Source organism: Streptomyces sp. NPDC048606, assembly GCF_040650855.1.
In the GTDB taxonomy this organism is placed as follows: domain Bacteria; phylum Actinomycetota; class Actinomycetes; order Streptomycetales; family Streptomycetaceae; genus Streptomyces.
In genome coordinates this window covers 1-23,744 of sequence record NZ_JBEZIB010000052.1, presented here as the reverse complement: position 1 = coordinate 23,744, position 23,744 = coordinate 1, and the positions used below count along the sequence as shown (strand labels likewise).

The 23,744-nt window shown below is 69.1% G+C and carries 22 protein-coding genes and 6 pseudogenes; 11 read left to right on the top strand and 17 right to left on the bottom strand.

The window, feature by feature from the left end:
- Positions 1–5: 5 nt before the first annotated feature.
- Positions 6–143, bottom strand: a pseudogene (locus AB0D01_RS36145) (IS5/IS1182 family transposase); the annotation flags it as partial.
- 157 nt (positions 144–300) lie between these two features.
- Here AB0D01_RS36145 and AB0D01_RS36140 point away from each other — a divergent pair.
- The gene (locus AB0D01_RS36140; protein WP_363062984.1) at positions 301–777 is read left to right on the top strand and encodes a hypothetical protein; all 477 of its coding nucleotides are present in this window, start codon (positions 301–303) and stop codon (positions 775–777) included.
- Between the two features lie 234 nt (positions 778–1,011).
- On the opposite strand, the gene AB0D01_RS36135 is transcribed toward AB0D01_RS36140, so the two are convergent.
- From AB0D01_RS36135 to AB0D01_RS36125, 3 genes and pseudogenes are all read right to left on the bottom strand, one after another.
- Complete coding sequence (locus AB0D01_RS36135) at positions 1,012–1,758, bottom strand: phosphotransferase (protein ID WP_363062982.1); 747 nt, start codon at positions 1,756–1,758, stop codon at positions 1,012–1,014.
- A gap of 42 nt (positions 1,759–1,800) precedes the next feature.
- A pseudogene (locus AB0D01_RS36130) lies at positions 1,801–2,003 on the bottom strand (hypothetical protein); the annotation flags it as partial.
- 57 nt (positions 2,004–2,060) lie between these two features.
- Positions 2,061–2,366: a hypothetical protein gene (locus AB0D01_RS36125; RefSeq protein WP_363062980.1), complete on the bottom strand. Its 306-nt coding sequence runs from the start codon at positions 2,364–2,366 to the stop codon at positions 2,061–2,063.
- A gap of 142 nt (positions 2,367–2,508) precedes the next feature.
- On the opposite strand from AB0D01_RS36125, the gene AB0D01_RS36120 reads away from it, so the two are divergent.
- Both AB0D01_RS36120 and AB0D01_RS36115 read left to right on the top strand, forming a co-directional pair.
- Positions 2,509–3,003: an HIT family protein gene (locus AB0D01_RS36120; protein WP_363062978.1), complete on the top strand. Its 495-nt coding sequence runs from the start codon at positions 2,509–2,511 to the stop codon at positions 3,001–3,003.
- Positions 3,004–3,089: 86 nt separating this feature from the next.
- Positions 3,090–3,416 (top strand): hypothetical protein, encoded by a 327-nt coding sequence (locus AB0D01_RS36115; protein WP_363062976.1) that lies wholly within the window; start codon positions 3,090–3,092, stop codon positions 3,414–3,416.
- Here the strand turns inward: AB0D01_RS36115 and AB0D01_RS36110 are convergent.
- From AB0D01_RS36110 to AB0D01_RS36090, 5 genes and pseudogenes are all read right to left on the bottom strand, one after another.
- Positions 3,391–3,725, bottom strand: a pseudogene (locus AB0D01_RS36110) (transposase); the annotation flags it as partial. The gene AB0D01_RS36115 and the pseudogene AB0D01_RS36110 sit on opposite strands and share 26 nt — an antisense overlap.
- A 19-nt stretch (positions 3,726–3,744) precedes the next feature.
- Positions 3,745–3,942: a hypothetical protein gene (locus tag AB0D01_RS36105; RefSeq protein ID WP_363062974.1), complete on the bottom strand. Its 198-nt coding sequence runs from the start codon at positions 3,940–3,942 to the stop codon at positions 3,745–3,747.
- A 155-nt stretch (positions 3,943–4,097) separates the two neighbouring features.
- Entirely contained in the window at positions 4,098–4,499 is a 402-nt protein-coding gene (locus tag AB0D01_RS36100) for a hypothetical protein (RefSeq protein WP_363062972.1), read from the bottom strand.
- Positions 4,500–4,693: 194 nt separating this feature from the next.
- Positions 4,694–5,269 (bottom strand): hypothetical protein, encoded by a 576-nt coding sequence (locus AB0D01_RS36095; protein WP_363062970.1) that lies wholly within the window; start codon positions 5,267–5,269, stop codon positions 4,694–4,696.
- Between the two features lie 336 nt (positions 5,270–5,605).
- Positions 5,606–6,961: a lipase family protein gene (locus AB0D01_RS36090; protein ID WP_363062968.1), complete on the bottom strand. Its 1,356-nt coding sequence runs from the start codon at positions 6,959–6,961 to the stop codon at positions 5,606–5,608.
- Between the two features lie 316 nt (positions 6,962–7,277).
- On the opposite strand from AB0D01_RS36090, the gene AB0D01_RS36085 reads away from it, so the two are divergent.
- A complete protein-coding gene (locus AB0D01_RS36085; protein ID WP_363062966.1) occupies positions 7,278–8,606 on the top strand; it encodes a helix-turn-helix domain-containing protein in 1,329 nt (442 codons plus the stop codon).
- Between the two features lie 215 nt (positions 8,607–8,821).
- Here AB0D01_RS36085 and AB0D01_RS36080 read toward each other — a convergent pair whose 3' ends face one another.
- Positions 8,822–9,772, bottom strand: a complete 951-nt coding sequence (locus AB0D01_RS36080) for a hypothetical protein (RefSeq protein WP_363062964.1) — start codon at positions 9,770–9,772, stop codon at positions 8,822–8,824.
- A 420-nt stretch (positions 9,773–10,192) separates the two neighbouring features.
- Positions 10,193–10,936: pseudogene (locus tag AB0D01_RS36075) on the bottom strand (transposase); the annotation flags it as partial.
- Positions 10,937–10,977: 41 nt separating this feature from the next.
- On the opposite strand from AB0D01_RS36075, the pseudogene AB0D01_RS36070 reads away from it, so the two are divergent.
- Positions 10,978–11,255, top strand: a pseudogene (locus tag AB0D01_RS36070) (transposase); the annotation flags it as partial.
- A 75-nt stretch (positions 11,256–11,330) separates the two neighbouring features.
- Here AB0D01_RS36070 and AB0D01_RS36065 read toward each other — a convergent pair.
- Positions 11,331–12,368 carry an SGNH/GDSL hydrolase family protein gene (locus tag AB0D01_RS36065; RefSeq protein WP_363062962.1) on the bottom strand — a complete coding sequence of 346 codons (1,038 nt, stop codon included), beginning with the start codon at positions 12,366–12,368 and terminating at the stop codon, positions 11,331–11,333.
- A 768-nt stretch (positions 12,369–13,136) separates the two neighbouring features.
- Positions 13,137–14,033, bottom strand: coding sequence for a hypothetical protein (locus AB0D01_RS36060; RefSeq protein WP_363062960.1), 897 nt, complete (start codon positions 14,031–14,033; stop codon positions 13,137–13,139).
- Between the two features lie 517 nt (positions 14,034–14,550).
- On the opposite strand from AB0D01_RS36060, the gene AB0D01_RS36055 reads away from it, so the two are divergent.
- Positions 14,551–14,907 carry a hypothetical protein gene (locus AB0D01_RS36055; protein ID WP_363062958.1) on the top strand — a complete coding sequence of 119 codons (357 nt, stop codon included), beginning with the start codon at positions 14,551–14,553 and terminating at the stop codon, positions 14,905–14,907.
- Positions 14,892–15,047 (top strand): hypothetical protein, encoded by a 156-nt coding sequence (locus AB0D01_RS36050; protein ID WP_363062956.1) that lies wholly within the window; start codon positions 14,892–14,894, stop codon positions 15,045–15,047. Before AB0D01_RS36055 ends, AB0D01_RS36050 begins: the two co-directional genes overlap by 16 nt.
- 109 nt (positions 15,048–15,156) lie before the next feature.
- On the opposite strand, the pseudogene AB0D01_RS36045 reads toward AB0D01_RS36050, so the two are convergent.
- Positions 15,157–16,416, bottom strand: a pseudogene (locus tag AB0D01_RS36045) (ISL3 family transposase); the annotation flags it as partial.
- A gap of 551 nt (positions 16,417–16,967) precedes the next feature.
- Between AB0D01_RS36045 and AB0D01_RS36040 the strand changes: the two are divergent.
- The gene (locus tag AB0D01_RS36040) at positions 16,968–18,488 is read left to right on the top strand and encodes a catalase (RefSeq protein WP_363062954.1); all 1,521 of its coding nucleotides are present in this window, start codon (positions 16,968–16,970) and stop codon (positions 18,486–18,488) included.
- 144 nt (positions 18,489–18,632) lie between these two features.
- On the opposite strand, the gene AB0D01_RS36035 is transcribed toward AB0D01_RS36040, so the two are convergent.
- Positions 18,633–19,262, bottom strand: a complete 630-nt coding sequence (locus tag AB0D01_RS36035) for a winged helix-turn-helix transcriptional regulator (protein ID WP_363062952.1) — start codon at positions 19,260–19,262, stop codon at positions 18,633–18,635.
- Positions 19,263–19,343: 81 nt separating this feature from the next.
- On the opposite strand from AB0D01_RS36035, the gene AB0D01_RS36030 reads away from it, so the two are divergent.
- From AB0D01_RS36030 to AB0D01_RS36020, 3 genes are all read left to right on the top strand, one after another.
- Positions 19,344–20,096, top strand: coding sequence for an MBL fold metallo-hydrolase (locus tag AB0D01_RS36030; RefSeq protein ID WP_363062950.1), 753 nt, complete (start codon positions 19,344–19,346; stop codon positions 20,094–20,096).
- 23 nt (positions 20,097–20,119) lie between these two features.
- Positions 20,120–20,764, top strand: a complete 645-nt coding sequence (locus tag AB0D01_RS36025) for an NAD(P)H-binding protein (RefSeq protein WP_363062948.1) — start codon at positions 20,120–20,122, stop codon at positions 20,762–20,764.
- Positions 20,765–20,804: 40 nt separating this feature from the next.
- Positions 20,805–21,613 (top strand): IS5 family transposase gene (locus AB0D01_RS36020; protein WP_363062946.1). Its coding sequence is split into 2 segments (ribosomal slippage): positions 20,805–21,149 and positions 21,152–21,613, totalling 807 coding nucleotides; the frame shifts between segments, so codons are not numbered across the junction.
- Between the two features lie 177 nt (positions 21,614–21,790).
- On the opposite strand, the gene AB0D01_RS36015 is transcribed toward AB0D01_RS36020, so the two are convergent.
- Together AB0D01_RS36015 and AB0D01_RS36010 are read right to left on the bottom strand one after the other, a co-directional pair.
- Entirely contained in the window at positions 21,791–22,600 is an 810-nt protein-coding gene (locus AB0D01_RS36015; RefSeq protein ID WP_229335154.1) for a serine/threonine-protein kinase, read from the bottom strand.
- A gap of 256 nt (positions 22,601–22,856) precedes the next feature.
- Positions 22,857–23,639, bottom strand: a complete 783-nt coding sequence (locus AB0D01_RS36010; RefSeq protein WP_229335153.1) for a site-specific integrase — start codon at positions 23,637–23,639, stop codon at positions 22,857–22,859.
- Between the last annotated feature and the right edge of the window lie 105 nt (positions 23,640–23,744).

Sequence of the window (23,744 nt, the reverse complement as noted above, 5' to 3'; positions counted from 1 at the left end):
AGGGCCTCGTAGGCGCGCACCAGGCGGCGTGAGCGCATCAGCCGGCTGAGCGTCCTCTCCACTCCCCACCGGCGTGGCAGGACCGCGAACCCGCTTGTGTCGTCGGAGCGTTTGACGGTCTCGACCGTGAGGCCGAGTTTCGCGGCAACAGCCGACAGGAAGGTAGCAGTGCGGGCGCGGTCCGGACGAAGGGGGCGGTTCTCAGCATCCGTTCATCCGATCAGGATCGCGTCGGGGGTTGTGGCACGAGCCGCGGAGCCGATGAGGGGAGCTCGCACCGCACCGGGCAGGATGAGCGCCATGACCAACGAGGGGAACACCGACTTGGCACTGCTCCGTGGTGCGACAGGCTACTTCGTGCCGGCTGACGGCCCGCTTCCGGACACCGACCTGCGGGCGTTTCGAAGCGCTCTCATTGCCGCGGCCCGAGTTGGCGCCGGTCACGTGGGCGAGATGGAGGTCCAAGCGTACCCCCGAACCTTCCATACCGCGTCGGTCGTCGACCGCACGGGCGAGAGCGTCGTTCTGTGTCACGTCCATCACCCGTGGATCGCGTTCGCGCAGGAACGCCGCAATTGGTACGCGGAGCAGTTCATCCACCCTCCATCATGGGCCTCGGCCTTCACCGAGGAAGGTTTCGCGGTTCTGAACGACGAGCAGCTCGCCACGCCCCTTTCCGCCATGGACACTTCCGTGCTCACTCGGGGCGAGTGGCGCCAGATCCGCTCCTACGGCATCACCACGTTGGGCGGAGTGCTCTTCAACTCATGGGCTTGATGCCCAGCCTGAGAGAGGGCTTCGTGTGGCGGGTTTCGCGAGCGTCGTGCGGGGCTTCGGGGAACCGGCCAGACCGCAACACGCGAGGTAGCGCGAGCCGTTTCGTCGCGCGGGCCGACCTCGGCTGTGACTCCGGGAGGTCCCGCCGGAACAAGGGCCGCCGGATCCCGAGCACCCGGCGCGATACCCTTCAGTGCACCGGGCAGGGCTCTGGACCGGGCGGGTACCGCAGGCTCACACCAGGGATCTCAGTACGTCGACCTCACAGCCCGGCGCGAACGGGTCGAAGCCGTGCTCGGCAAGCCAGCGAACCGCCAGCAGGCTCCGCACCGACCACCACGCGTGGATCACGTCGAGGTCGACGTCGGCGCCATAGCCGGCGAGGACGTCGTCGAGGCGCTCCTCGTGTCCGAGGGTGAAGGTGGCGAGATCGTACAGAGGATCACCCTGCCCGGCCTCGGACCAGTCGATGATGCCGGTGACTTCGTCACCGTCGACGAAGACGTGCGCGATCTGGAGGTCGCCGTGGGTGAATGCCGAAGTCCAGGGGCGGAGCGCGGCCTCGGCGACCCGGCGGTTACGCAAGACCAGGTCAGCGGGCAGGAGGCCGTTCGTCACGAGCAACCGGCATTCGTCGTCGAGTTCCGCTGCCAGGGCGACGGTGCTCCGTCCGGCCCGGCCGGGCCTGGGCGGCAGCGGCGCGTCGTGCAACTGACGGATGGCGGCACCTGCCGCGGCCCATGCCGCCGACGACCCGGTCGACGACCCGCCGAGGCGCCCGAGCGTCGTCCCCGGGAGCGCCGCGAGTGCGAGTACGGGCGGCTTGCGCCACAGGACCTCCGGGGTCGGGACCGGCGCGAGGGACATCGCCTCTACTTCCCCGTCGATACGCGCTTGGTCGGCGTCCACTTTCAGGAAAACGTCGCCGACGCGCAGGGTCGCGCGCTCCGTATGGGCGACGACCACCTCCACCTCATCCATGGGTGCCCAGTATCCCGGCGGGGATCACCGATGTCGCCGGGTTTATGGCATGCGACGGAACAGGTGTCCTTTGGCCGACCTGGCGGCCTGCTCGATCTGCGCGCAGTGGGCCGCACGGGCTTTCTCGTCGATCTGCTTCTCGTGTTCGGCGTGCAACCCGGTCCGGCGGTCGAAGCTCTCACGCAGCACGTCGGCGTGCCGGCATGCCGGATGGACTCGCCGAGGACCTGGACCATGACCGCGAAGCAAGGCAAACCGTTTCCGGAGGAAGGCGGGCGCCCCGGGCTGCCGGGCTGTGACCGTCAGTACTCCTCGTCCGGATAGTTCCAATCCAGCACCACCTTCGCCGACGGCGCCACCTCCTTCACGTACCAGGCGACGGACTCCTCGAATTTCGGGCGCCACAGGTAGGAGCGACTCACGATGATGGGGAAGTCGGTCTCCCCCTCGACGAGCCACGCATCGCCCTCTTGTTCCACCGCCACCCGGACCTGATCGGCGATGCTCTCGTCCCGCATCAACTCCTGGAGCTCACCGACGATCGCCTGCGCCTGTGCCTCGTCGACGACGTTCGACACCCGGAAATTGAATCCAATGTTCACTGACATGCCGGGCAGGCTAACGGATCGACTCCGTCATCGCGCTCGCCCAGCCTTGGGCGTTCCTTCGCTCTTGTGGGTGTCGTGGGGGTGCGTCAGACTGGTTCACCTTCAATCGAGAGGCTCCCGGGTGTCAACGGACAGGCTGCCAATGGACCTTGAGGCCTATGTGGAGCGGACCCGGACCGGTCCGTGCTTCGTCTGTGCGTTCCTCGCCGGGAACCCGGACTACCCGCACGAGACGGTTTTCGAGGATGCCGATCACGTGGCGTTCCTCGACCGGTGGCCGACCGTGCCGGGAAAGGTCCTGGTCGCTCCCAAGGCACACGTCGAGCACGTCGTGCGCGACCTGGACGAGGCGTCCTACAGTCGACTTATGGTGTTCGTCCGGGAGATCGCCCTCGCCGTCGAGGCCGTCTGCGAGCCGGAGCGCACCTACCTCTACTCGCTCGGCAGCCGGCAGGGCAATGCGCATCTCCATTGGCACATCGCCGCTCTGCCACCCGGTGTCCCGTACGAAGAGCAGCAGTTCCACGCACTGATGACGGAGAACGGGGTCCTTGCCCTGCCGCCGGACCAGGCGGTGGCGATGGCCACAGAACTGCGCGCGGCGGTCGTCGCACGGGGAGTACTCGAGCCGGGATGATCGGGGTCCCGTCACAGTTCTGCAATAGCGCTCCGCCCGGCACGGCGAAGGCGGGACCGTCGAGACACCGGCGTCGGGGGGACAGCGTGAAGTACGGCAATTCCGTGGCGACTCGGATGCTGCTTGGGACGGCCCGCAGCAATTGGGCCCGCATCCACCGTGGAATCGACGAGGTGGTGACGGGACTCGCGCAGGACCTGGAGACCACGACGGGTGACGGCCGGGTAGCCCCGGCGGTACGCGACTCGATCCGCCGACGAGCGTTCATCTCCGTCGAAGCCACCCGGGCCAACGCCCATCCGTCGCTGCCGCACGTCGCCGTGGGTGTTCTGGTGATCTGCGCGCTCCTCGCCTCCACCGTGCTCGCACTGCTCGTGAAGAGCCGGCGTTGTCCGAGACGCCGGCCGCGGTGACCCAGACGGCCAGGAGGAGACCGAGGGGTGTCAACCCCGATGTGGTGCTTGCGGCCTGCGATCTTCTTGCCCGCGTCGATGCCCTGGCCGGCAGCCGGGACGTTGGCGGAGGTCTTGACGCTATGTGCGTCCAGCACGCACGCGCGCACTCGGCTCGGCGTCCCGGCCTGCGGCCTCCCGGACCAGCCGGCAGAGGAGGCCGTTGAGCTGGTCGAATACACCGTCCCTCTGCCAGGCGGCAAAGTATCCGTAGACGGTTTCCCGCGGCGCGAAGTCGTGGGGAAGGCAGCGCCAGGGGATCCCGGTCCGGCAAGGCGGATATGGGTACTTACCGGCCGGATTCCTGAGGAGTGATCCACAGCTGTTGGAAGGTGGTCAGGGACGCGAGGATGCTGCCGCCGATCCACGGCTTGAGGATTCGCTCCGGCGGAGGAACGGGGAGAACGGCGGCCTGCGCCACACCGGTCGTCGACAGCAAGGCGCAGCCGAGGACGACCGCGAAGAGAACGCGTTTCGTGGTGTTCATGCCTGGCCAAACGATCAGGTGATGGCTCGGTTACCGGATTCGGTGATGGGTTTGTCCGGGCCGGGGGATGTCCGCCGGTCGGGTCGGCGCGGTCGGCCTGGGTGACTGTAGCCACAGCAGCCCGGCCGCTGCGCAGCTGCCGTCGAGCTCATGGGTCAGCGCTGCCGTGGACAACCGAGGCATCTGAGCCGGTAGGCGAGCCTGTTGGCGGTAGCCTGGTCGCACCGGAACCGGAGCGGCCACTCGATCTCGATGCCCGCAGGCACCAGCGCGGTGTCGACCTCGACGGTGACGACGGGGTCGCGCAGCATTCGCGTCCTGGCGTTCACGGACGTTATTGCGTTGAGTGGAACCTGCCGGCAGCCGATGTGGTCGCCGTACTCGCGGACGATGGCTTCGACCTTCTCCGGGGTGAGCTCGTCGAAGTCTTCGTAGGCCTCCTCGCTCTCCAGCAGTTCGTGCATCCGTTTCATGAAGCCCGTAACGGCCGCCCGGTCGAAAAGCGCCGACGAGTTGTTCAGGACCAGGGAGAGGCGACTCGGGTAGAAGACGAGCATGACGTGCCGGCAGATCGCGACGAGACAGAGAGACCGCACTTCTGCCCGAGCAGGGCCTGGACCTCGTCCGGGGAGCCGCCGGAGTCGGGGACGTTGCTGCCGAACGTCCTGCGGGCCGTGTTCTTGGGTGGGCTGTCGCTATTCCGAGTCGAGCCGGGTGACGTGCTTGTTGTACTGGTCGTGCTCGTCGTCGATCACGCACTCGCCCCTGGGTCTGATCCGTGAAGTGGTTCTCTTGAGCGCTGCGCGTGGGCGTGGCGCACGCGCTTGACGGTCACCGCCGCCGGAAGCCCGAGCAGGAGGAGGGAAAGTCCGACCGGGAACACCCCCGCCCACACGGTGGGTGAGATGTACGCGGTGCCGGATGTACCGTCCACCAGCCATGCGCGGACCGGTTGCGAATCGATGTCGCCTTCGACGGGGACGTTGAACGACGAGCTGCCGTCGTCCGGGGTGAAGGCGCCCGAGCAGGACGTCGACGTTCCCGCGTTGGCCACGGTGTTGTCGTAGGTCCGGCAGTCGGCTTCGGTCACGGTGCCGGGCTCGCCCCACAGCGCCGCCCGCAGCTCTGCGGTGAAGTTCGTCAGTACGACGTAGGCCAGAGACAGCCCGACCAGACAGGCCAGCGCAAGCCACGGGGCGGGTCCGACCTGCTGCGAACTGCTCCGTTGCCCGCCCAGAGTGTTCCCACCCTCGCTCATCCCCACGCCCCCGCATTGCCGACGGACATCCATGGTGACCGATCCGAGGTGCCCTCGGAAGCCCTCCACAGATCCTCCTCTGGATGAGCGTCGTGCAGGGCGACGGTCGTTTGTCGGAACCCGCGCGCTGGGGCAGGCAGGGGAGGATGGCGTTCAAATGCTTGCGCGCGTAGGGCAGCCAGTGGGCCCCGGAGCCGGAAGGCCGGCAGCCCGTCGGCCTGGACCTTCATCGTCGGCGATGCGGGGAGCCGTTCGTCGATCGCCGCAACGCTGAAGGTCGGCTGACCGCGACGGCTCCGGCCCGGATTCGGCCCTTCGTTCCGGTCGGCGGCCCGTTCCCCCGCGATCGCGTGCCGACCGCGCCTACGAGCGCGGGGGCTTCGGGCAGTCGTGGCGATCCGGGTGTCAGGACAGCGGCGCCGGCCGCTCCGGAGCCAGGGAGTTCCCGGCGGGGATGAGGCCGCAGTCGGAGGGGGCCGCCCGACCGGCGAAGCGGTCGGCCAACCAGCCCAGGGCGGTGGGTGCCCACGCGACGGCCGCGCCGGTGTGGCTGAGCAGCTCGTACTGGGTGTACTTGACCGCGGAGTTGCCCGCGGCGCAGTACTGCCGGGCGAGCGCCCGTACGTCCCCGGCGACCATGACGCCGTCGCCCGTCCCGATGCCCGGCCGGTTGCTGAAGGTGCCCTCCAGGACGCCCGCGTCACCCTGGCCGATGAACCCGGGGACGGTCGGGGCCGGGACCGATCCCAGGTTGAGTTTGTTCATCGCTTCGACGAAGGCGGGAATCGAGTTCGGGTTGGCGTACTCCGGCTTCGCCATCTTCTTCCAGGTCAGTCCCGGGTAGCGGCCGAGGGCGTTGATGATCGAGCCGCGCTCCAGCTCCTTGTACACCTGCAGGCCGTAGCCGTTGAGGTACGCCTTGAGGTCGATGCCGTAGGAGCGCGAGACGCCGATGACCGCCATGGGGATGACGCCCGACCACGAGAGTGAGCCGTCCACGTACGTCAGGTTGTGCGCCGGGTCGACGAGCAGGCCGCCCTCGGCGTAGCCGACCAGCCTGCGGTTGACGTCCGGCGCGTAGCCCGGTGCGAGGGCGGCCGCCCAGTTGGTCGCGATGGCGCCGCCCGAGTAGCCGATGAGGCCGAATGCGGTGTCGGAGTGCAGGCGGGTCTGGGCCGACCTGGTCGCGGCGCGGATCGAGTCCAGCGTGTTGGTCCCGTACTCCGGTCCCGCGGCGAAGTTCGCCTGCTGCCCCTCGGTGTCCGGGATGACGAGGTCGTAGCCCTGTGTGAGCAGCGGCACCAGGAGGAGGGCCTCGGCGTTCGGGATGAGGCCGCCCAGGGTGACACCGCCGGCGACCGCGCGGGAGGGGCCGTCTTCCGGGCTGAGCGAGTCGTAGAACGACTGGTAGGACACGGCCTTGCTGCCGTCGCCGGTCAGGCTGCGCACCACCGTGGTCACGTTGGCCGCCGGGCGGCCCTGGGCGTCGGTGGTGCGGTACAGCAGCTGGACGGCTTTGAGGGGGGTGGGGATGCCGATGAGGTGGTACTGCAGCGTCCTCGTCTTCAGCACGGTGCCCGGCGCGAACGCGGACAGCGGCTCGGTTCCGTCGTAGGAGTAGAACGGGTCGCTCGCCGATGCCGATGCGGCGGTCACCTGCGCGGTCCGGGGTGCGGCGGTGGCGGTGGCCGACGGCAGGGCGGTCGTGGCCGCGGCCGTGGCGACGGCAAGGGCGAGCAGGCGGACGGCTGTCTTGGACATGGAGGTTCCTTGTCTTCGTGGGTGGGGGCCGACGCTCTGGTGTGAAGTCCGGGTTGCGGGGACCGGGGTCCCGAACGGAGGACGGGGACGGGGACACGGGTGGGGACGGGGACGGTGACGGGGGGACCGGGTGGTGGGGAAGGCCGGTGGGGGCGGGCGATGGGAGATCCGGTGAGCAATGCGGCTGAGGTCCGCCACATCTGGTCATCCACCGACCAGCCGTGTTACCAACCAGTAGGAGATGTCCCGGAAACATCATGGATGCGGAGCACGGCCACGTCTCCGGGCCCGGCTACAGAGATTTGAGAGGTGGATTGTGACCGCTCACAACACCGCAGGACGCGACTCGGCGCCGCAGTTCGGCGGCGTTCCGGTCCACAAGCGGCTCCAGGGGGCCGCCGGCACGCTGGAGCGTGCGGTGATGGCCCGGCTGGTCGAAAGGCTGCCGGTATACGGAACGCTGCCGTCCGAGCATCTCGGCGGTGACATCGCCAGGCAGGTCACCCGCAGCATCCGGGGCTTCGCCGAGGTGCTTCGCACCGGCGATCTGCCGGGGCGGGAGGAGCAGACGGCGATCCGCGAGTCCTCGGCCCGGCGCGCCGACGAGGGCGTGCCCCTGGAAGCCGTGGTGAGCGCTTACCACCTGGGCGCGGAGGAGTGCGCCACGCAGGTCTTCTCCGCGGCCGAACCGGGCGATCTCTGCGACGTGCTGCTGGTGCAGCGCCAACTCCTCGTCTATCTGAGGCTGGTGAGCTGCGAGGTCGCGGCCGGGTACGTGCAGGAACGGCAGATGGCCCTGGCCGACGAACAGGTCGCCCTCCAGTCGCTGCTGTCCCGCTTGCTGGAGGGCGGCAGTCCGCAGGCCGCCGCCGACCGGGCCGGCGTCCGCCTGCCGCCGTGCTACCTGGTGCTGAGCATCGCGGTGGGGCCGCATCCGGACGAGCTCGTGCCCGGCGTCAACCACGTCGTGGCCGGACGCCGCAAGCTCCGGCGGCTGCGCAACGAGCTCCAGCGCCGGACGTCGGGGGTCCCGCTGTCGGTGCTGTCCGGCGACGGCGGGTTGGTGCTCATCCCCTACGAGACGCCGGCCGTCGACTTCGGCCCGGCGGACCGGGAACGGCTCGCCGCTCTGGTCGAACAGCTGGGCCGGACGTGCGGGGCTGAGCTGCTGGCCGCCGCCGCGGCCGCGGCCCCGGAAGGCGTCGCCGAGGCCGCCCGGTTGGCCGGCGAGGTGCGCGATGTGGCGCGGGCCTCCGGCCGGGGGCCGGGGCTGCACCTGCTGGAGGACGTGCTGCTGGAGTACCAGCTGAGCCGCCCCAGCCCGGCCAGGGCCGGACTCGCGGCGCTGCTCGGTCCGCTGGACGCGCGTCCGGAACTGGTCGACACGCTGCGGGTGTTTCTCGCCTGTGGTCTGGACCGGCGCCGGGCGGCCGCCCGGCTCCAGGTGCACCCGAACACGGTGGACTACCGCCTGCGCAAGGCAGCGGAGTTCACCGGACTCGACGCCGGGCGGGGCACCGATGTCCTGACCCTGCGCGCCGCACTCGCCGCCCGCGATGCCGAACTGGGCTCCCGCCTCGCCCCTCCCGCTCCGGGCCACCTGCCGCCGCCACCCACCCTGGGCAAGGCCAATCCGGTCCCGTAGCGTCATTCTCTCGAACACGCATCTGTGCGAAATCCCGCGGGTTTCTCTGAGCCTCCCTGCCCGATCGGTTCACGATCGGGCTGAAGGTGACGAGGCTCGGGTTGGCGCCGACTGACGGGACCTGCACGATATCCGGCTGCTGGCCACGACGGAGGAACGGGAGCAGTTCGAGACCCGATGTGCTGTCGGGGTTCGTGCTGGGTGGTACCGGCCTCCTACCCGCCGGTCGGGTCAGGTGCGCGGGTAGCCGTCGCCTGTCCACGCACCCCTGGGCCCAAGGGCGCGCTCTCAGCCGGACGGTCAGCCCGTAGGACGGTGAACAGCGCTGGCGTGTGGACGCCGAGGCGAGCGGCGGCGTCGGCCACGGTCGCCGCGAGCCAGCCGACGGCGTCACAGGACCATTCCGCCAACTCACCGGAGAGGGTCATTCCATGCCGGGGCGGACCGTTCCAGAAGCTGTCTCCGAACGGCGGCGCCGGAAATTCCCTTGGAGGAAGGGCACCGTCGATCTCGCCGGCGAACACGTTCTGCTCCGCAGCGACGACGTGGCGGGCGAGCTGCGCCGCCACCACGGGGATCGAACGGTCGAGGCCGCCGTCAATGCGGACCTTCACCGGTACCCGTGCCTGGGGGTTGCACTCCTCGAACCAGTCCGAGGTCCGCATGGACGGTACCAGCGCGTACGGTGGGCGTGTCGAGACCTCGATCCCCTGCACTGGCAGAAGGATCTGGACCGCGGTGAGGCACACGGCTCCGACCCGTTCCGTCGTGTCCTGCGCGCAGCGCAGGAACGGCTGGACGGGTAGTGGCCGGTCGTCGGCCAATGCGCTCGCTTCGACCTGGAACCACGAGATCAGGTTCGGCTGCGGAGCGGCGAGGGGGTGGCTCCATCCCGCGTCGTTCATGGCCCACAACCCCGGCGCGGCGTGCGTGCGCTGACCGGCGGCACTCCCTTCCTCGGCACCCGCCCTGTCGTCGAGCCAGCCCATCGCGAGCGATCGCTGATGGAACAGCTGGTATGCGTCGTGTTCCGACGAGGGATCCCGCCACGCGTGCGGGACGAGTTCTCCGTAGAGTGCGGCAAACATGGTTCCCGTAGTCCGACGAGCAGAGGGCGCCACACCCGGCTGCGCGACGGCATCCTGCTCCGACATCTGATCCCTCATGCTGCTTTTCCTCTGGATGAACTCGACGACCTGCCACTGGAGTGGCCGACAGAGGCCCTCAGCAGACTCGGCAGTTCACTTCAGTCTGGTTCATGGGCTTCTCTCCCGTGTCGATCTCGTCGATCGCATCGACGTCCACATGTTTGCGCCACGAGGTGCGTTGGGTGTCACGGATTCATCGGCCGCATTCATGTCGATGACCTGACCGGCAGCGTCCAAATAGACCGCGGCGGCGTCGGAGCCGGAAGGGGCGACACCCGGCACCGCAGGGTCTGCGGGCGCGTCACCGCCTCGGTCGGATGCAGCTGTCGTCCCGGCCGATGCGCCGCAGATCAGCAGCCATCCATGCGGGGTGCGGCGGGGTGCCGCTTCGGTATCAGTGGTCTCTCGCCTCGGTGACAGTTCATTTCTCGCGGTCTCGCCCCACGTGGCCAGGTCACCGAAGACGAACTCGCCTCCGTGCTTGGGCGGGCGGCCACCTTGCGGCGGGCAGATCCACGGCACCGGGACGGGCTTCGCGCATGACCCGGCCCGACCGTGGCCGGCCCAGCACCTCGACGGGAAGACCGCTAAGGAGATGGGCGATGCGGGGCCCGTCGTAGCCGGAATCGAGGACGATCAAGATGTTCGGGGCTCCTGCCTGCCACTGGTCTGCTTCCACGAGGCGTTCCACGACGCCGCGGACCTGGTCGGCGGTGACCGCGGTCAAGTCGGCACCGGGCTCCAGCCGGATCGTGTCCAGCAGGGCCACCCATGATGTCCGGCCGGTCTCCAGGGCGGCGACGATCGAGTAGGGCCGGCCGGGCACCATCTGGTGCTTACCCAGGCCGCGGCCGAAGGTATGGTAGAAGGAACGGTCCGAGCAGGTGTCGGCTTGGGGCCGAAGCCACGGGGAAGCGTCCACGGCCGGCACCAGGCGGCCGTCGCTCGCCGGGGCAACGGCACACCCGTCAGCGTGCGGCGAAGCCGGGCGACGTCGATCCGGCCCCGGTTGATCCCGGTGTACAAGGCCCCGTGCCCCCGCCGGTGTTCCGGCGCGAGGGCCAGGTCCACAAGAGTGCGGACCGGTCCGTCGGTGCACAGCAGCGCGTCACACAGGTCGAACAAGGCGTCAGCTCGCGACGTGAGGCACGCGTAGAGCTCCGACCGGAAATCCGACACCAACGCGAAAGCGTCTCGTTGAACGCCTTGCTCCCGACTGTGTGTACGCGTCCTGCGCGATCCGCGCGCATGTGCGTGAGCGGGGCATCCACGCGGTCGTCCCACAGCCGGCGGACCGGTCCGCGACCGTCGGCGAGAGGGCGCGCGCGGAGGACGGCCGTCGGGCTTCGATGTCGAGACCCACTCCGGACGCAACGCGGTCGAACGGTGGATCAACCGTATGAAGCAGGGGCGCGGCCTGGCCGTGCGATGCGACAAGTTCGCCATCGCCTGTCAGGCCGCGCTGCACCTTGCCTGTGTCCTGTTCTGGAGCCGCAGGAGATCCGGGGCCCCGGCGTCGGTTCGCCGCCCGTACCGTGCGCGTGCGGAGTTCTTGGTTTGTGGGAGTCCGTCCGGTCTACCGGTTGAGGATCTGCTCCACCGTGGCGGCTGCCTTCTCGGCCTGGATGTCACGGCCCTTCTCGTTGGGGTGCGCGTACCAGGGGAGCTTGTAGTCGCCGAGCGCGAGCTGGGAGTCCTCAAGCAGGCCGCCGATGCCCCGGTCGGCGCCGTCGCACGCGGTGTTGCCGCCGGTGGAGGCGTAGAGGTCGACGAAGTCGGCTCCGCCCTCGATGTCGGCGGCGGCCTTCTTCATGACCTCGTTCAGCCGCTTCTGGACCTGGTCCAGGACCGGCAGGGCGTCCTGCGGGACATCCGCGAACGGCAGCTCCGTCTGACCGGGTGCCGGGGTCAGGCACTTGGTGGTGTCCTCGGGCACGAGCCGGGGGTAGCCGACCAGCACGCGCTTCGCGTCGGGCGAGAAGTAGCCGATGCGCTCGAGCACTTCCTCCAGCTCGGTGCCGACCTGCTCGAACTGGTCGTCCAGCCACTTCTTTCCGTCGCCGGACTCGAAGAACTCAGCGCACTTGGCGGCCGGTTCGTCCGCGTTCACCGGCGCTCCCGGCAGCAGGACGTGTTCCGGGCCCCGGAGCTTGTCGGAGCACTGCTTCAGGATGCGGGTGAAGCCCAGCGTGTTACCGCCCATGCTGCCCACGGTCAGCTGGGTGTCGTATTTGAGCGCCTCCTGCTGCGGCGGGACCTTCGCGCCGAGCGGCAGCTCCTGTTCCAGCCAGAAGTGGTGGATGAGGGCGCCTCCGCAGGAGACGTCCGCCTGGACGTCGAGCGTGATGCCCTTGCCGGCGAGGCTCCGGGTGGCGACGGCGGGGTAGTTCTCCTTCGCCTGGAAGCAGAGGGTCCTGTCGCCCTCCTGGAAGGGGGCGATGCCGAAGTTGGCGGTGTAGGAGTCGCCGAAGAAGACGGTCGGTACCGGGTCGGCGGGCGCCGCGCCGGCGCTTCCCGTCGGGCCGGCGAGTGCCAGGCAGCTGCCCAGCGCGATGGCCGCGGCAGCCAGCCGCCGCGGCAAGGGAGTGTTCGTCTTGTGCATGAGCGAAGACATGGATGTGCCCTGTCGTCGAGGCCCAGGAGGAGAGGCCGACCTTGATGAACGCTTAGTGATCATTCATGTTCGGAAAGTGAGGGTCAAGTGGGTGTGAGCCACCCAGCCGTTCCGACGAACGCCTCCCATACGCCCTCTCCGCCTGCTCGAAAGCGACGAACAAGGAGCCACGTCCTAGCCGGCTGAGCGAAGCGCTCGGGACTCCGTTGCCGTTGCGGCGGCCTCGGGTGACGCCGGCGGCTGTCGGGCATCTGGTCCGCGTGGGCCTGTTGGTCTACCTCGGCGGCGAGGCGGAGTTCCCCGACGTCCACCCCGAGCAGGTCGCGGCCCTGGCCCGCCGTCGGGACCTGCCCGCGCTTTTGAACCGGCACGTGCCGCTCGGGCCGGACCAAACCGCCCGCCGGCTCGGTGTCCGCCGCACGGATTTCGACGTTCTCGTGACGAAGGGCTTCATCGCGCCGTCGGGTTCGGTGGACAGCGACTTCAAGCGCCACGGAGGCATCACCACCGGACCTCTACAACGCCGAGGACGTGGCGCTCCTCCCGGTCGTGTGGCCGCAGGTGGACTGGCGGGCGGTGCGCACGGTCGAGGCGGGCCGCCGCTCACTGCTCGCCGGCCCCGCTCCCGTCGAGCCGGAGGGCGTGGCGGGCGTCTGGCGGGCCCGTACGATCCGCGCGGGAGTGACGCCGAGCGCACCGGGCCGGTGCTGCCGCTCGGCGTTCAGCCGCGCCCAGTTGCGTCGTTGGATGGCGAGCCACCGACCGAGGTCAGGGGGCCGCGGGCTCGGCAGGCCGCCAGGTGATGCTCACCTTGCCGTCACCACCATCGCGACCGCTTTCCTCGAAGCCGCCTCCTGCCCCGCCGGCACCGCCCTCTGCGCTCTCACCACCGCGACCGGGACCGCCGTCGCCGTCCGCGCCTGCCATGGCCAGATGCTCCGACGCGCCGGTGGAGCACGCGTCCGGGCTCCAGCTCACCCCACCGGCACCACCACCGACACCAGAGAGGCCAGATACGGACGACCCGCCGGGGCCGCCCCTGAGCCCGCCTCCCTTGCCACCGCCATCTCGGCGGGGCTCGGCGTAGTGCTTGGCGCCGCCGCCTGAGCCGCCGCCACCGCCGGCGGCCTGGATGAACAGACCCAGCGGACCCGTCACCGTCGAAGCACCGCCGCCGCCACCACCGCCGGCACTGGCGAACAACTCGCCGTCGTCCTGGAAGACTTCGGTGCCGCCGTCGAGTCCCCCACCGAGCAGGCCACCGGACCCTCCGGCACCGCCCGCACCACGCCTGCCGGCCTGGCCGCCCTTGCCGCCACCCCCGACATCGGCACCGAGCCGGATATCGGTGGTCGTGACGAAGTCACAGGTCAGACCGCCACCGCCACCACCGCCCGGTCCGTAAAAATTGGTTACGGTCCAGCCTCCACCTGCCCCGCCCCCGCCCCCGACCGTGACCGAGACGGCCGAACCCGCGGGGATGTCAGCCACGTCGGCGTAGCTGCCCGGGACATCACTGCTCCAACTTCCCTGCGGGTCGGCAGCCTGCGCGGCCGGGGCAACCGCCATCACCCCCGTCCACACCAGCACCGGCGACACCAGCAGCGTCGCCGCCCGAAGACCCGCCCCGCGGACGGAAAACGACGAAGACACCCACGACGACATACCCACGCTCCTATGCGACACAGCGGACACAGAAACCGGACCGACACCGGCTGCACACGCACCACATCAACCGCACAAACCCCACCCGGTCACCGGCACCCCATGATCACCACCCGTAAGGGGGGCCGCCGCCCAGCTCGACGCAGACACGGCCCGGCCGCGCCCCGCACGCCAGCCCGCCCAGCTCGACCCGTACACCCACCGGTCCCACCACAAGGCGCCCACCCGTCCAGGGCCGGGATGCCGAGACCGGCTCCGGACGGGTACACCTCCCACGCCGGCCGTCCGCCTGAAAGACCGGGTTACGGCTGGACCCCCGAATCTCGGCGGAGGAATCGTCACATGCCAATCCGACAGCTTCAGTTGTCGCGAACCACCACTCGACAGGAACGACTGTCATACATGGACATCGACAGTCAGACCGACATCAACACCCTGCGGTCCCCCGCCTACGCCAAGCCGTCCGAGGACGACGTGATCGCTCTCCAGGAGGCCGGTCGCGGAGGCCGCCGACGCGATGGCGCGGCAGATCTCCGAGCGCGCCCGCGCCCACCGCGCCGACGGCGGGCAGGCCCCCGACCACGTCGTGCTCGCCCGCGACCACCAGCTCGCCCTCCTGCACTCCCTGCGCCAGGGCGCCGCCGTCGAGCGCCGGGCCGCCGCCGCACGGACAGCCGGGCACCAGGGAGCCGGCTACCCGCAGCTCTGCGCAGCATGGGGCATCACCCGCCAGTCCGCCGCGCGAAGTGGCCCGACGCCGTTCCCTCCCGCGCCCACCTCTCCCAACCGCCCGTGCCAGTCCAGCACGCCGGCGGCACCGCCGCCGTCCTCCACCAGCCCGACACCGATGGCCTGTGGATGTTCACCACCCTGACCGCCGAAGGCACCCAGCGCGTCAGCTCGGCCGAATACGCAAGCAGCGCAGCCGCCGCCCACGACGCCCGCGCCTTGCTCGCCGAACACCCCGCGGGCGCAACATGGACATGCGCGCACCGCGGTGCCAACAAATCCTGACGCACGGCACGCTGCAAAGCCCGAACAGAAGGAACCGCATGCGGGGTACCCGTCGCAGCAGCCTCGGCGGTCAGCTCCCGGTGCACAGCAGGCCGGCATTGCCGTCGGCGGGATCCAGCAGCGGGGCGAAACGGTGGATGAGGTCGGCCAGCGCGGTCATCTCGTGGCAGGCGGCGCGGGCGGCCTCGGTACGTTCCCGCTGGCGGTCCTTGAGGCGGTCCGGGCGGGTGAGCAGGTAGCGAGCCAGGCGCCGGGGCGAGAGGGCGGGCCGGTCGGCCTCGACACGGCCCTGGTTGATGTAGCGGACCAGCAGGTTCGAGCTGCCGGTGTAGCCCAGCTCCCTGATCTCCTGGAGAAGATGGATAACGGGGACGGCCGGGTTCTCCAGCCGGCGTCGGCGCAGGTGCTCGCGGTAGGGATCCACGAGGGTGGGCCGGTACTTGGAGGCGCGGATGAGGAGCTCGGGCTCGGCGACACGGTCGTAGCGCTTAACGGTGTCGAGAGCCAGGTTCAGGCGGCGCGCGCACTCCAGCAGGCCGACTCCGCGCTCGCGCAGGGCGTGGACCTGCTGCCAGCGCTCGCGGGTGGTCGCGGCCTGCCGGCCCTCGGCCGGGGGCGGGCCCGTTCTCGCCCAGCAGGTGCTGTGGGCGGCGACCTCTTTACGGACGGCCTCGGCGAGGTTGTGCCACAGGTACCGGCGGTCGCTGATCTGGACCGCGTCGGGCAGGGCTCGGCGGACCGCCTCGGCGTAGGTGGCCGATCCGTCCCGGCACACGGCCTCGATGCCCGGATGCCCGCGCAGCCAGGCTTCCAGAGTGGCTGCCTCACGGCCGGGCAGCACCTCGATCCGCTGGCCCGTCTCGGCGTGGATGATGATCGTGGCGTAGCTGTGTCGGCGCCGCAGGGCGAAGTCGTCGACCCCGATCACCCGCGGGATCCGCACCTCCGGCACGGGCACCCGCCGCAGCAGCCGCAGGGCGGAGGCGTACGACACGGGCACGGCCAGCGATCGTGAGAGCCAGGCGGACGCCCGGCCGCATAACTCCTTGACCACCTCGGCGAGCTGGCTGGTCAGACGTGTGGTGCGGCGCTGATGGCGGTCCAGGAGCCCGGGGACCTGCTCTCGGAAGGTCTGCCGTCTGCAGCCCCGGACCGGACAGACCAGCCGTCGTATCCTCACCCGGACCACGACCTGCCGGCCGTCGACCGGCACATCCCGCACCGTCCGGCCGTGATACCCGTGGCCCCTCCCCGTCACCACTCCGTACACCGGGCATGGAACGGGAACATCCCGGGTCCGAGCCGAAACCCGGACTATCTCGCCACCGTCCGCCACATCTTCGATGACCAACGCCGACTCCGAAAACACCGTACCCACAAGCGTGTTCGCATCATGCACGCTCCATGATCACAGGTGAGCACTCACCGTCACCACCGACTACGGAACAGACCCGTTCGATTGACAGACCCGCCTCTGGACCGTCCTCGTCACCGCGGCCTGACCACGACCGAGCAAGACCTCCCAGCTCGCAGCGGGCAGGCTGTACGCCGACCGCGGCCGACGTGGGCCAGGGCCCCGGCGAGCCGGTCGTGGTTCCTGAACGAGCGGCCCGAGATGCCGGCCCCGCCTTCTCGTAAGGGGAGTCGGGTTGTCCGATCTCGGAGTTCGCAGCCAACGGATGGGCATGCGGGAGAGCACGGCCCGACCGGGCGGTAGGTACACGCGTTCGCCGTTCACCCGGAAGGTCGGCGGTCGGGAGGCCGGCCGAGGTGACCTCCCGTACATACGTTTGCCATCGGCCGGACGGGGCTAGGCGTAGAGCTGCGGGTGGTGGTCTTCGCGGAGCGGACGGTCACGGGGCTGCCACCCGGGACGCTCCTGAACCGCATCGGCGTCCCGATCCGAGAGAGGAAGGTTCCATGACCAACGTGCCACCGGCCACCACCACCGATTCGGGCGCACCCGTCGAGAGCGACGAGCACTCGCTCACCGCGGGTCCGGGCGGGCCGATCCTGCTCCAGGACGCCTACCTGATCGAACAGATGGCCCAGTTCAACCGGGAGCGGATCCCCGAACGGCAGCCGCACGCCAAGGGCAGCGGCGCCTTCGGCCACTTCGAGGTGACCCATGACGTCAGCGCCTACACCAGGGCCGCCGTCTTCCAGCCGGGCGTACGCACCGAGCTGCTGGCCCGGTTCTCGACCGTCGCGGGCGAGCGCGGGAGCCCGGACACCTGGCGCGACCCGCGCGGCTTCGCACTGAAGTTCTACACCAGCGACGGCAACTACGACATGGTCGGCAACAACACGCCGGTCTTCTTCGTCAAGGACCCGATGAAGTTCCAGCACTTCATCCGCTCGCAGAAGCGCCGCGCCGACAACAACCTCCGCGACCACGACATGCAGTGGGACTTCTGGACCCTCTCCCCCGAGTCGGCCCACCAGGTGACCTGGCTGATGGGCGACCGCGGGATCCCCCGTACCTGGCGGCACATGAACGGGTACACCTCGCACACGTACATGTGGATCAATGCCGCCGGCGAGCGGTTCTGGGTGAAGTACCACTTCAAGACCGACCAGGGCATCGAGTGCTTCACGCAGGACGAGGCCGATCAGATGGCCTCTGCCGACACCGACTACCACACGCGCGACCTCTTCGAGCACATCCGGGACGGGGAGTTCCCCAGCTGGACCCTGTACGTGCAGGTGATGCCGTACGAGGAGGCCGAGGGGTACCGGTTCAACCCGTTCGACCTGACGAAGGTGTGGCCGCACGGCGACTACCCGCTGATCCAGGTCGGCCGCATGACGCTGGACCGCAATCCCACGGACCACCACGCCGAGATCGAGCAGGCCGCGTTCCAGCCGAACAACTTCGTCCCCGGCATCGGCCCGAGCCCGGACCGGATGCTGCTGGGCCGGCTCTTCTCGTACGCCGACGCACACCGCCACCGCATCGGCGGGAACTACCAGCAGCTCCCGGTCAACGCCCCGGTCGTGGACGTGCACACGTACTCCAAGGACGGCGCGATGGCCTTCCGCAAGACGACCGACCCGGTCTATGCGCCGAACTCCAAGGGCGGTCCGGCGGCCGACACCGCGCGGTACGGGCAGCCGCCGAGCTGGGAGACCGACGGGGCGATCACCCGCAGCGCCTACGTTTCGCACGCCGAGGACGACGACTGGGGCCAGGCGGGCACGATGGTCCGCGAGGTCCTGGACGACGCGGCCCGCGACCGGCTGGTGGACAACGTCGTGGGGCACCTCCTGAACGGGGTGAGCGAGCCGGTCCTGGAGCGCGCCTTCCAGTACTGGTCCAACATCGACAAGTCGATCGGCGAGCGCATCGCGCAGGGCGTACGCGCCAAGGCGGCCGAGAAGGACCCGAAGGCGGCTCAGCAGGGCAACCCGGCGCGGAGCAGCATGCAGGACAAGGCCTGAGCGTTCGCGTACGGGCCTGCTCCGCGGACACGCGGACCCGAGCGCGACGCACCGGCACGGCACGGCGGGCCCAAAGGCCCGGAGGAGCCGACCACCCTTGTGGGGGCCGGCTCCTCCGGGCCTTTCGCGCGAGCGGCCGGTAAATCAGCGGGGCAAGATGCGGATTACCGCCTCGCGTTCGCCGCTGAGCCGCAGGCCTTGCTGTATTGCGGCGCTCAGGTCGAGGTCGCCGAGCAGGGTGGCGGCCAACAGGTGCGGCGGTCCGGTCAGGGACGCGGTGGGGTCGTCGACCCGGCCGGCGTGTGTGTGCACCGAGCCGTCCTTCACTTCGATGACCAGATCCTCGTTGCCGTCGGCGTGCAATTGCAGGGCGATCGCCGGCTGGTCGGGATGGTGGTCGGTCAGTGCCCGGGCGGGCATGTCCAGCCAGTGGGTGCGGAAGGTGTCGCCGCCGCCCGGCTCGCGCAACAGCGGCAGGCCCCACCGGCTCAGCTCCCGCAGCACCGGCTCCAGCTCGTGGCCACGCTCGGTGAGGGAGAACAGCGTAGTGGCCACCGGCGGCGGGGCGGCCTCGCGGTGGATCAGGCCGGCTTCCTCGAGGTCGCGGAGCCGGTCTACCAGCAGGTTGCTGGCGATCCCGGGCAGCCCGTTGCGCAGGTCGGTGTGCCGGCACGGACCCAGGGCGAACAGTTCACGGATGATCAACAGGGTCCATCGGTCGCCGATGGTGTCCAGTGCCTTCGCGATGCCGCAGTACTGCCCGTAGGTGCGCATGCCACCACCCTACATCGTGGTGTTGAGATCCAAAACTTGGTTGTTGACTTTCTCAACAAGGTCGGTCTAGCGTCGCTGCCCATGACTTCCACCCTTTCGGTGCGTCGGCTGGCCTGGGCCGGCGTCGAGATCCGTCTCGGCGACACCCGCCTGCTGATCGATCCGCTCGAGAACGTCGCTCCGCTGGCGCCGGTGATGGGGCCGCCGCACCGGCCGGTCGACCCGGTCGACACCCCGCCCGGCACCCACGCCCTCATCACCCACCTGCACCCCGACCACTACGACCACGACCTGATCGCCCGGATCGCGGCCACCGGCACGATCGGCTGCCACACCCCGAGCGCGGCGGCCCTGCACGAGGTGGGCATCACCCCCGTCGCCCAGGACCTGGGCCGGTCACGCCGCATCGGAGAGCTGACCGTCACCCCGGTTACCTCGCTGGACTGGCGCGGCAACGACTGTGACCAGGTCGCCTGGGTCGTCGAAGGCGCCGGCCGGCGGATCATCCACTGCGGCGACACCCAGTGGCACGGCAGCTGGTGGCAGATCGCCCGCGACCACGGCCCGTTCGACGTCGCCTTCGTCCCGGTCAACGGCGTCATCGCCCACTTCGAGGGCTACGCGGCCAACGTCCCGGCGACCATGACCCCCGAGCAGGGCGTCGAGGCCGCCGTCGCACTCGGCGCCGGCACCGTCTGCGCCATGCACTACGGCCTGTTCCACAACCCGCCGCTCTACACCGAACAACCCGACATCGAGCAGCGCTTCCGGCACGCCGCCGACGAGCGCGGCATCACCGCGGCCATCATCGCCGACGGCCAACCGGTCCTGTGACCACCAGAAACAAGGAGCAACACATGAAGATCGTCCTGTTCGGTGCCGGCGGCAACATCGGCCGGCCCACCCTCGACGAACTGCTGCGTCGCGGCCACACCGTCACCGCGGTCACCCGAGCCGGCCAGGTCGGCGGACTCGAGCACGAGGCCCTGACCGTGACCGCCGGTGACGTCACGGACGCCGCCGCGGTCGCCGGCCTCGCCGCCTCCCACGACGCCGTGCTGTCGGCCGTCGGCCCCCGGATCGGCCAGGAGAACGACCGCGCAACGATCGTCGGCGCCGCCCGTGCGCTGATCGACGGACTCCGCCGAGCCGGCGTCACCCGCCTGGTCACCATCGGCGGTGCCGGTAGCCTGCGCACGCCGAACGGCGCCCGGGTCATGGACGACCCGCACTTCCCCGCGCTGTGGAAGGCCAACGCCGAAGCCCAGTCCGAAGCGCTCGACCTCTACCGCGGCGTGCACGACCTCGACTGGACGTACGTGTCCCCCGCCGCGATCATCGCGGCGGGCGAGCGGACCGGGACCTACCGCAGCGCCGGCGACACCCTGCTCACCGACGACGACGGCAACAGCCGCATCTCGTACGCCGACTACGCGATCGCCCTGGCCGACACGATCGAGAGCGGCACCGCCATCCGCCGCCGCATCACCGTGGCGTACTGAGACGTCATCTCATTTGGGCTTCGTTGGTAGGCTGGCGGTCATGGTGGGGATCGTTGAACGGCTGGTGCCGGACGAGCTGTGGGTGCTGTTTCAGCGGGTGGTGCCGGAGGCGCCGTCGCGGCCCCAGGGCGGTGGTCGGCGTCGGCACGGTGACCGTGAGGTACTGGCCGCGATCGTCTTCGTGGCGACGTCGGGCTGTACCTGGCAGCAGCTGCCCACGGCCTCGTTCGGCCCTTCCGGGGCGACGGCCCATCGGCGGTTCTCCGAGTGGAGCAAGGCCCGGGTGTGGGCCAAGCTCCACCGCCTGGTCCTCGACGAACTCGGCGCCCGCGGCGAGCTCGACTGGTCCCGCTGCGCGATCGACTCGGTGAACATGAGGGCCTCGAAAAGGGGGACCTGACAGGTCCGAATCCTGTCGACCGGGGCAAGTTCGGGTCGAAGATCCACTTGATCACCGAGCGGACCGGTCTGCCCCTGTCCGTCGCAATCTCGGGCGCAAACCTGCACGACAGTCAGGCTCTCGAGCCCCTGGTCCGTGGCATACCGCCCATCCGATCCCGCCGCGGACGCCGACGGCGCAAGCCCGGCAAGCTGCACGCGGACAAGGGCTACGACTACGCCCACCTGCGACGATGGTTACGCGGACGCGGCATCAAACACCGCATCGCCCGCAGAGGCATCGAGTCCTCCACGCGGCTCGGCCGCCACAGATGGGTCATCGAAAGGACCATGTCCTGGCTCGCCGGCTGCCGACGACTACACCGCCGCTACGAACGCAAGGCCGAGCACTTCCTCGCCTTCACCAGCCTCGCCTGCACCCTCATCTGCTACCGCAGACTAGCCAAATGAGATGACGTCTTACCGACGCTTCTGCGCACATGCTCGTCGTTGGCACGTCCTGACGTCGTTGGCTTCCCCGGATGACGGGGAGGCCAACGGGCGCGGTCGGATCGGCAGGTAGGGCCTGCCTCAGCGCCCGATGCTGTGGCAGCAGGCGCTGGTATACACCGACGGGGCGACTGCGATTCAGGCAACGGCATGCCAGGCATCGGCCAGCGAGGAGACGGAGGAGAAACGGTCCCTGGGTCCGGTCGACGTCGCCCTCTCGATGACCGCGAGCTGATCGGGAGTGCCGCGCCAGCCCTTTTCCTCGTCGCCGGTGTCCAGCAGGAGCCGCAAGGCCCTGCCGAGGTTGAACACAGTGGTCCGAATGTCGATCACCGAACCGCGAATGAACTCCTCCGGAGCCATGTACCGGCTTGAGCCGGGGAGCCGGTCGGCTTCCAGGGTGAACGGCCCTTGCCGGTATTCGTCCAGGTCACACAACCTCATGCGGTTCTCTTCGAAGTCGTACAGCATGCAGCCGTCATAGAGGTCGACGGCCACGAGCCCCGCGCCTTCCACAGCGATGTGGGCACCCAGGATGGCTTCCACGGCGGAGTGGATTTCGGGGAGAGGAAGCCTGCGGAAGCGAGCCATCGTGCTCTCCGGCGCTGTTCTGCCTCCGCTACGAGACCTGGTGGGGTGGTAGAGGACTTCGCCCGGTACCCAGGGGTAGACGAGAGCCAGCCCCTGATCCGTCGTGATGCTGTTCAGGAGGGGGATGATGGTGGGGTGGGTGACGGCTTGGTGCACGGCTACGGCTTGGCGCAACAAGGCTGCGGCTGCGGGTGTCGAGGCGCTCTTCACAAACCATCTCCGCTCGCCTGCCAGGACCCCGTACGAGATGCATCCGGAGTCCTGCTCGGCGAAGGTGCGAAAGATGGGCCCGACTTGGGCGACGTAGGTGTCGAGTGAGGCCACGTGGGAGACGTCGAGGAGTGGGTGCGCCGTCATGTTCAAGGATGGTGCCAAGTCTCGTCGGACGCCGCAGGGAGTTTCCCCTCCTACCTGGATGGCCTTTGAGGCGGGCTCCTCGTCCCGGCGGCACCGCGACCGGACCAGTGGAAGTCGGCGCTCACCGAGCGCGAGGAACCGCGTTGTCAGCCTGCCGCCAGCTACAGAACGCGTAACGGTCCGCCAACCTCTGTCGGCGGACCGTTACGAAAGAGGGTCTGCCGATCCCCTTGTGAGATTATCCGCGTGCCGTCCTCTATGCGACCAAGGCGAAATCCAAGGATTCGGCGGCACTCTTAATCGACCCTGGCATCAGGTGTCGATAGATGCGGAACGTCATATCCAGGCTCTTATGGCCCATCCAGTCGGCTACGTCGGTAATGGGGATGCGCAGTTGGAGGCACCGTGATGCAAAGAAATGTCGGAGACTGTACAGCACCATTCCGTCTGGTATGGCTGCGCGGTTGGCGCGCTTTAGTCGCTGCCACTGGTTTTGGAGCAGGTATGGCTGGAAGGGCCTGGATGAATCGCGAGGGTCCCTCAGAAGGTAGCCGTCGATGCTACCGTGTTCTGCGGCATACTGTTCGATGGACTGCCTTATTCGCGGCGGCAGTGGAACTTCGCGATATTCGCCAGACTTGCGATGCTTGAGGCGATCGTAATCCTTGGTCGCCTGATTCACCTGTTCGGTAATCCTGTAAACATTGTCGGCAACTATGTTGTCAATGTTCACGGCGACGGCCTCGGAATTCCTCATTCCGCACCCGCTCATTAGGTCGCAGATCAACCGAAGCCTATCGTCGCCGATTTGTCGGATGTTTCGCAGTTGTTCGACTGTCGGTATGGTGGCGCGGCCAGGTGTGTACTGTGGCGGCTTGACTCCATCTGTTGGATTGAAGTCGTAGATGCCGAGTCTTTGAGCGTCGGTAAGTACCGCAGAGAGCTTGTCGAATGCGTTGGATTGCGTGGCTAGGCCCGTGTCTGCAACCTCCAGGGTTCGAATGAAATCGTCGACTACTCGGTGGTCGAATGAGTTCATGCGGCGACTACCTAAGGGTTGTCCCGTAAATGATCTTTGAGTTGCCTCGGGGATAGTGGGCTGCTGTACCGCCCGTAGGCCTATCCGGCGAGGGCGAGGTTGTGC

Coding starts and splice junctions, on each gene's coding strand:
- AB0D01_RS36140 (WP_363062984.1), top strand. CDS start 301: ATGACCAACGAGGGGAACACCGACTTGGCACTGCTCCGTGGTGCGACA.
- AB0D01_RS36135 (WP_363062982.1), bottom strand. CDS start 1,758: ATGGATGAGGTGGAGGTGGTCGTCGCCCATACGGAGCGCGCGACCCTG.
- AB0D01_RS36125 (WP_363062980.1), bottom strand. CDS start 2,366: ATGTCAGTGAACATTGGATTCAATTTCCGGGTGTCGAACGTCGTCGAC.
- AB0D01_RS36120 (WP_363062978.1), top strand. CDS start 2,509: ATGGACCTTGAGGCCTATGTGGAGCGGACCCGGACCGGTCCGTGCTTC.
- AB0D01_RS36105 (WP_363062974.1), bottom strand. CDS start 3,942: ATGAACACCACGAAACGCGTTCTCTTCGCGGTCGTCCTCGGCTGCGCC.
- AB0D01_RS36100 (WP_363062972.1), bottom strand. CDS start 4,499: ATGCTCGTCTTCTACCCGAGTCGCCTCTCCCTGGTCCTGAACAACTCG.
- AB0D01_RS36090 (WP_363062968.1), bottom strand. CDS start 6,961: ATGTCCAAGACAGCCGTCCGCCTGCTCGCCCTTGCCGTCGCCACGGCC.
- AB0D01_RS36080 (WP_363062964.1), bottom strand. CDS start 9,772: ATGAGGGATCAGATGTCGGAGCAGGATGCCGTCGCGCAGCCGGGTGTG.
- AB0D01_RS36065 (WP_363062962.1), bottom strand. CDS start 12,368: ATGTCTTCGCTCATGCACAAGACGAACACTCCCTTGCCGCGGCGGCTG.
- AB0D01_RS36060 (WP_363062960.1), bottom strand. CDS start 14,033: ATGTCGTCGTGGGTGTCTTCGTCGTTTTCCGTCCGCGGGGCGGGTCTT.
- AB0D01_RS36055 (WP_363062958.1), top strand. CDS start 14,551: ATGGCGCGGCAGATCTCCGAGCGCGCCCGCGCCCACCGCGCCGACGGC.
- AB0D01_RS36050 (WP_363062956.1), top strand. CDS start 14,892: ATGTTCACCACCCTGACCGCCGAAGGCACCCAGCGCGTCAGCTCGGCC.
- AB0D01_RS36040 (WP_363062954.1), top strand. CDS start 16,968: ATGACCAACGTGCCACCGGCCACCACCACCGATTCGGGCGCACCCGTC.
- AB0D01_RS36035 (WP_363062952.1), bottom strand. CDS start 19,262: ATGCGCACCTACGGGCAGTACTGCGGCATCGCGAAGGCACTGGACACC.
- AB0D01_RS36030 (WP_363062950.1), top strand. CDS start 19,344: ATGACTTCCACCCTTTCGGTGCGTCGGCTGGCCTGGGCCGGCGTCGAG.
- AB0D01_RS36025 (WP_363062948.1), top strand. CDS start 20,120: ATGAAGATCGTCCTGTTCGGTGCCGGCGGCAACATCGGCCGGCCCACC.
- AB0D01_RS36015 (WP_229335154.1), bottom strand. CDS start 22,600: ATGACGGCGCACCCACTCCTCGACGTCTCCCACGTGGCCTCACTCGAC.
- AB0D01_RS36010 (WP_229335153.1), bottom strand. CDS start 23,639: ATGAACTCATTCGACCACCGAGTAGTCGACGATTTCATTCGAACCCTG.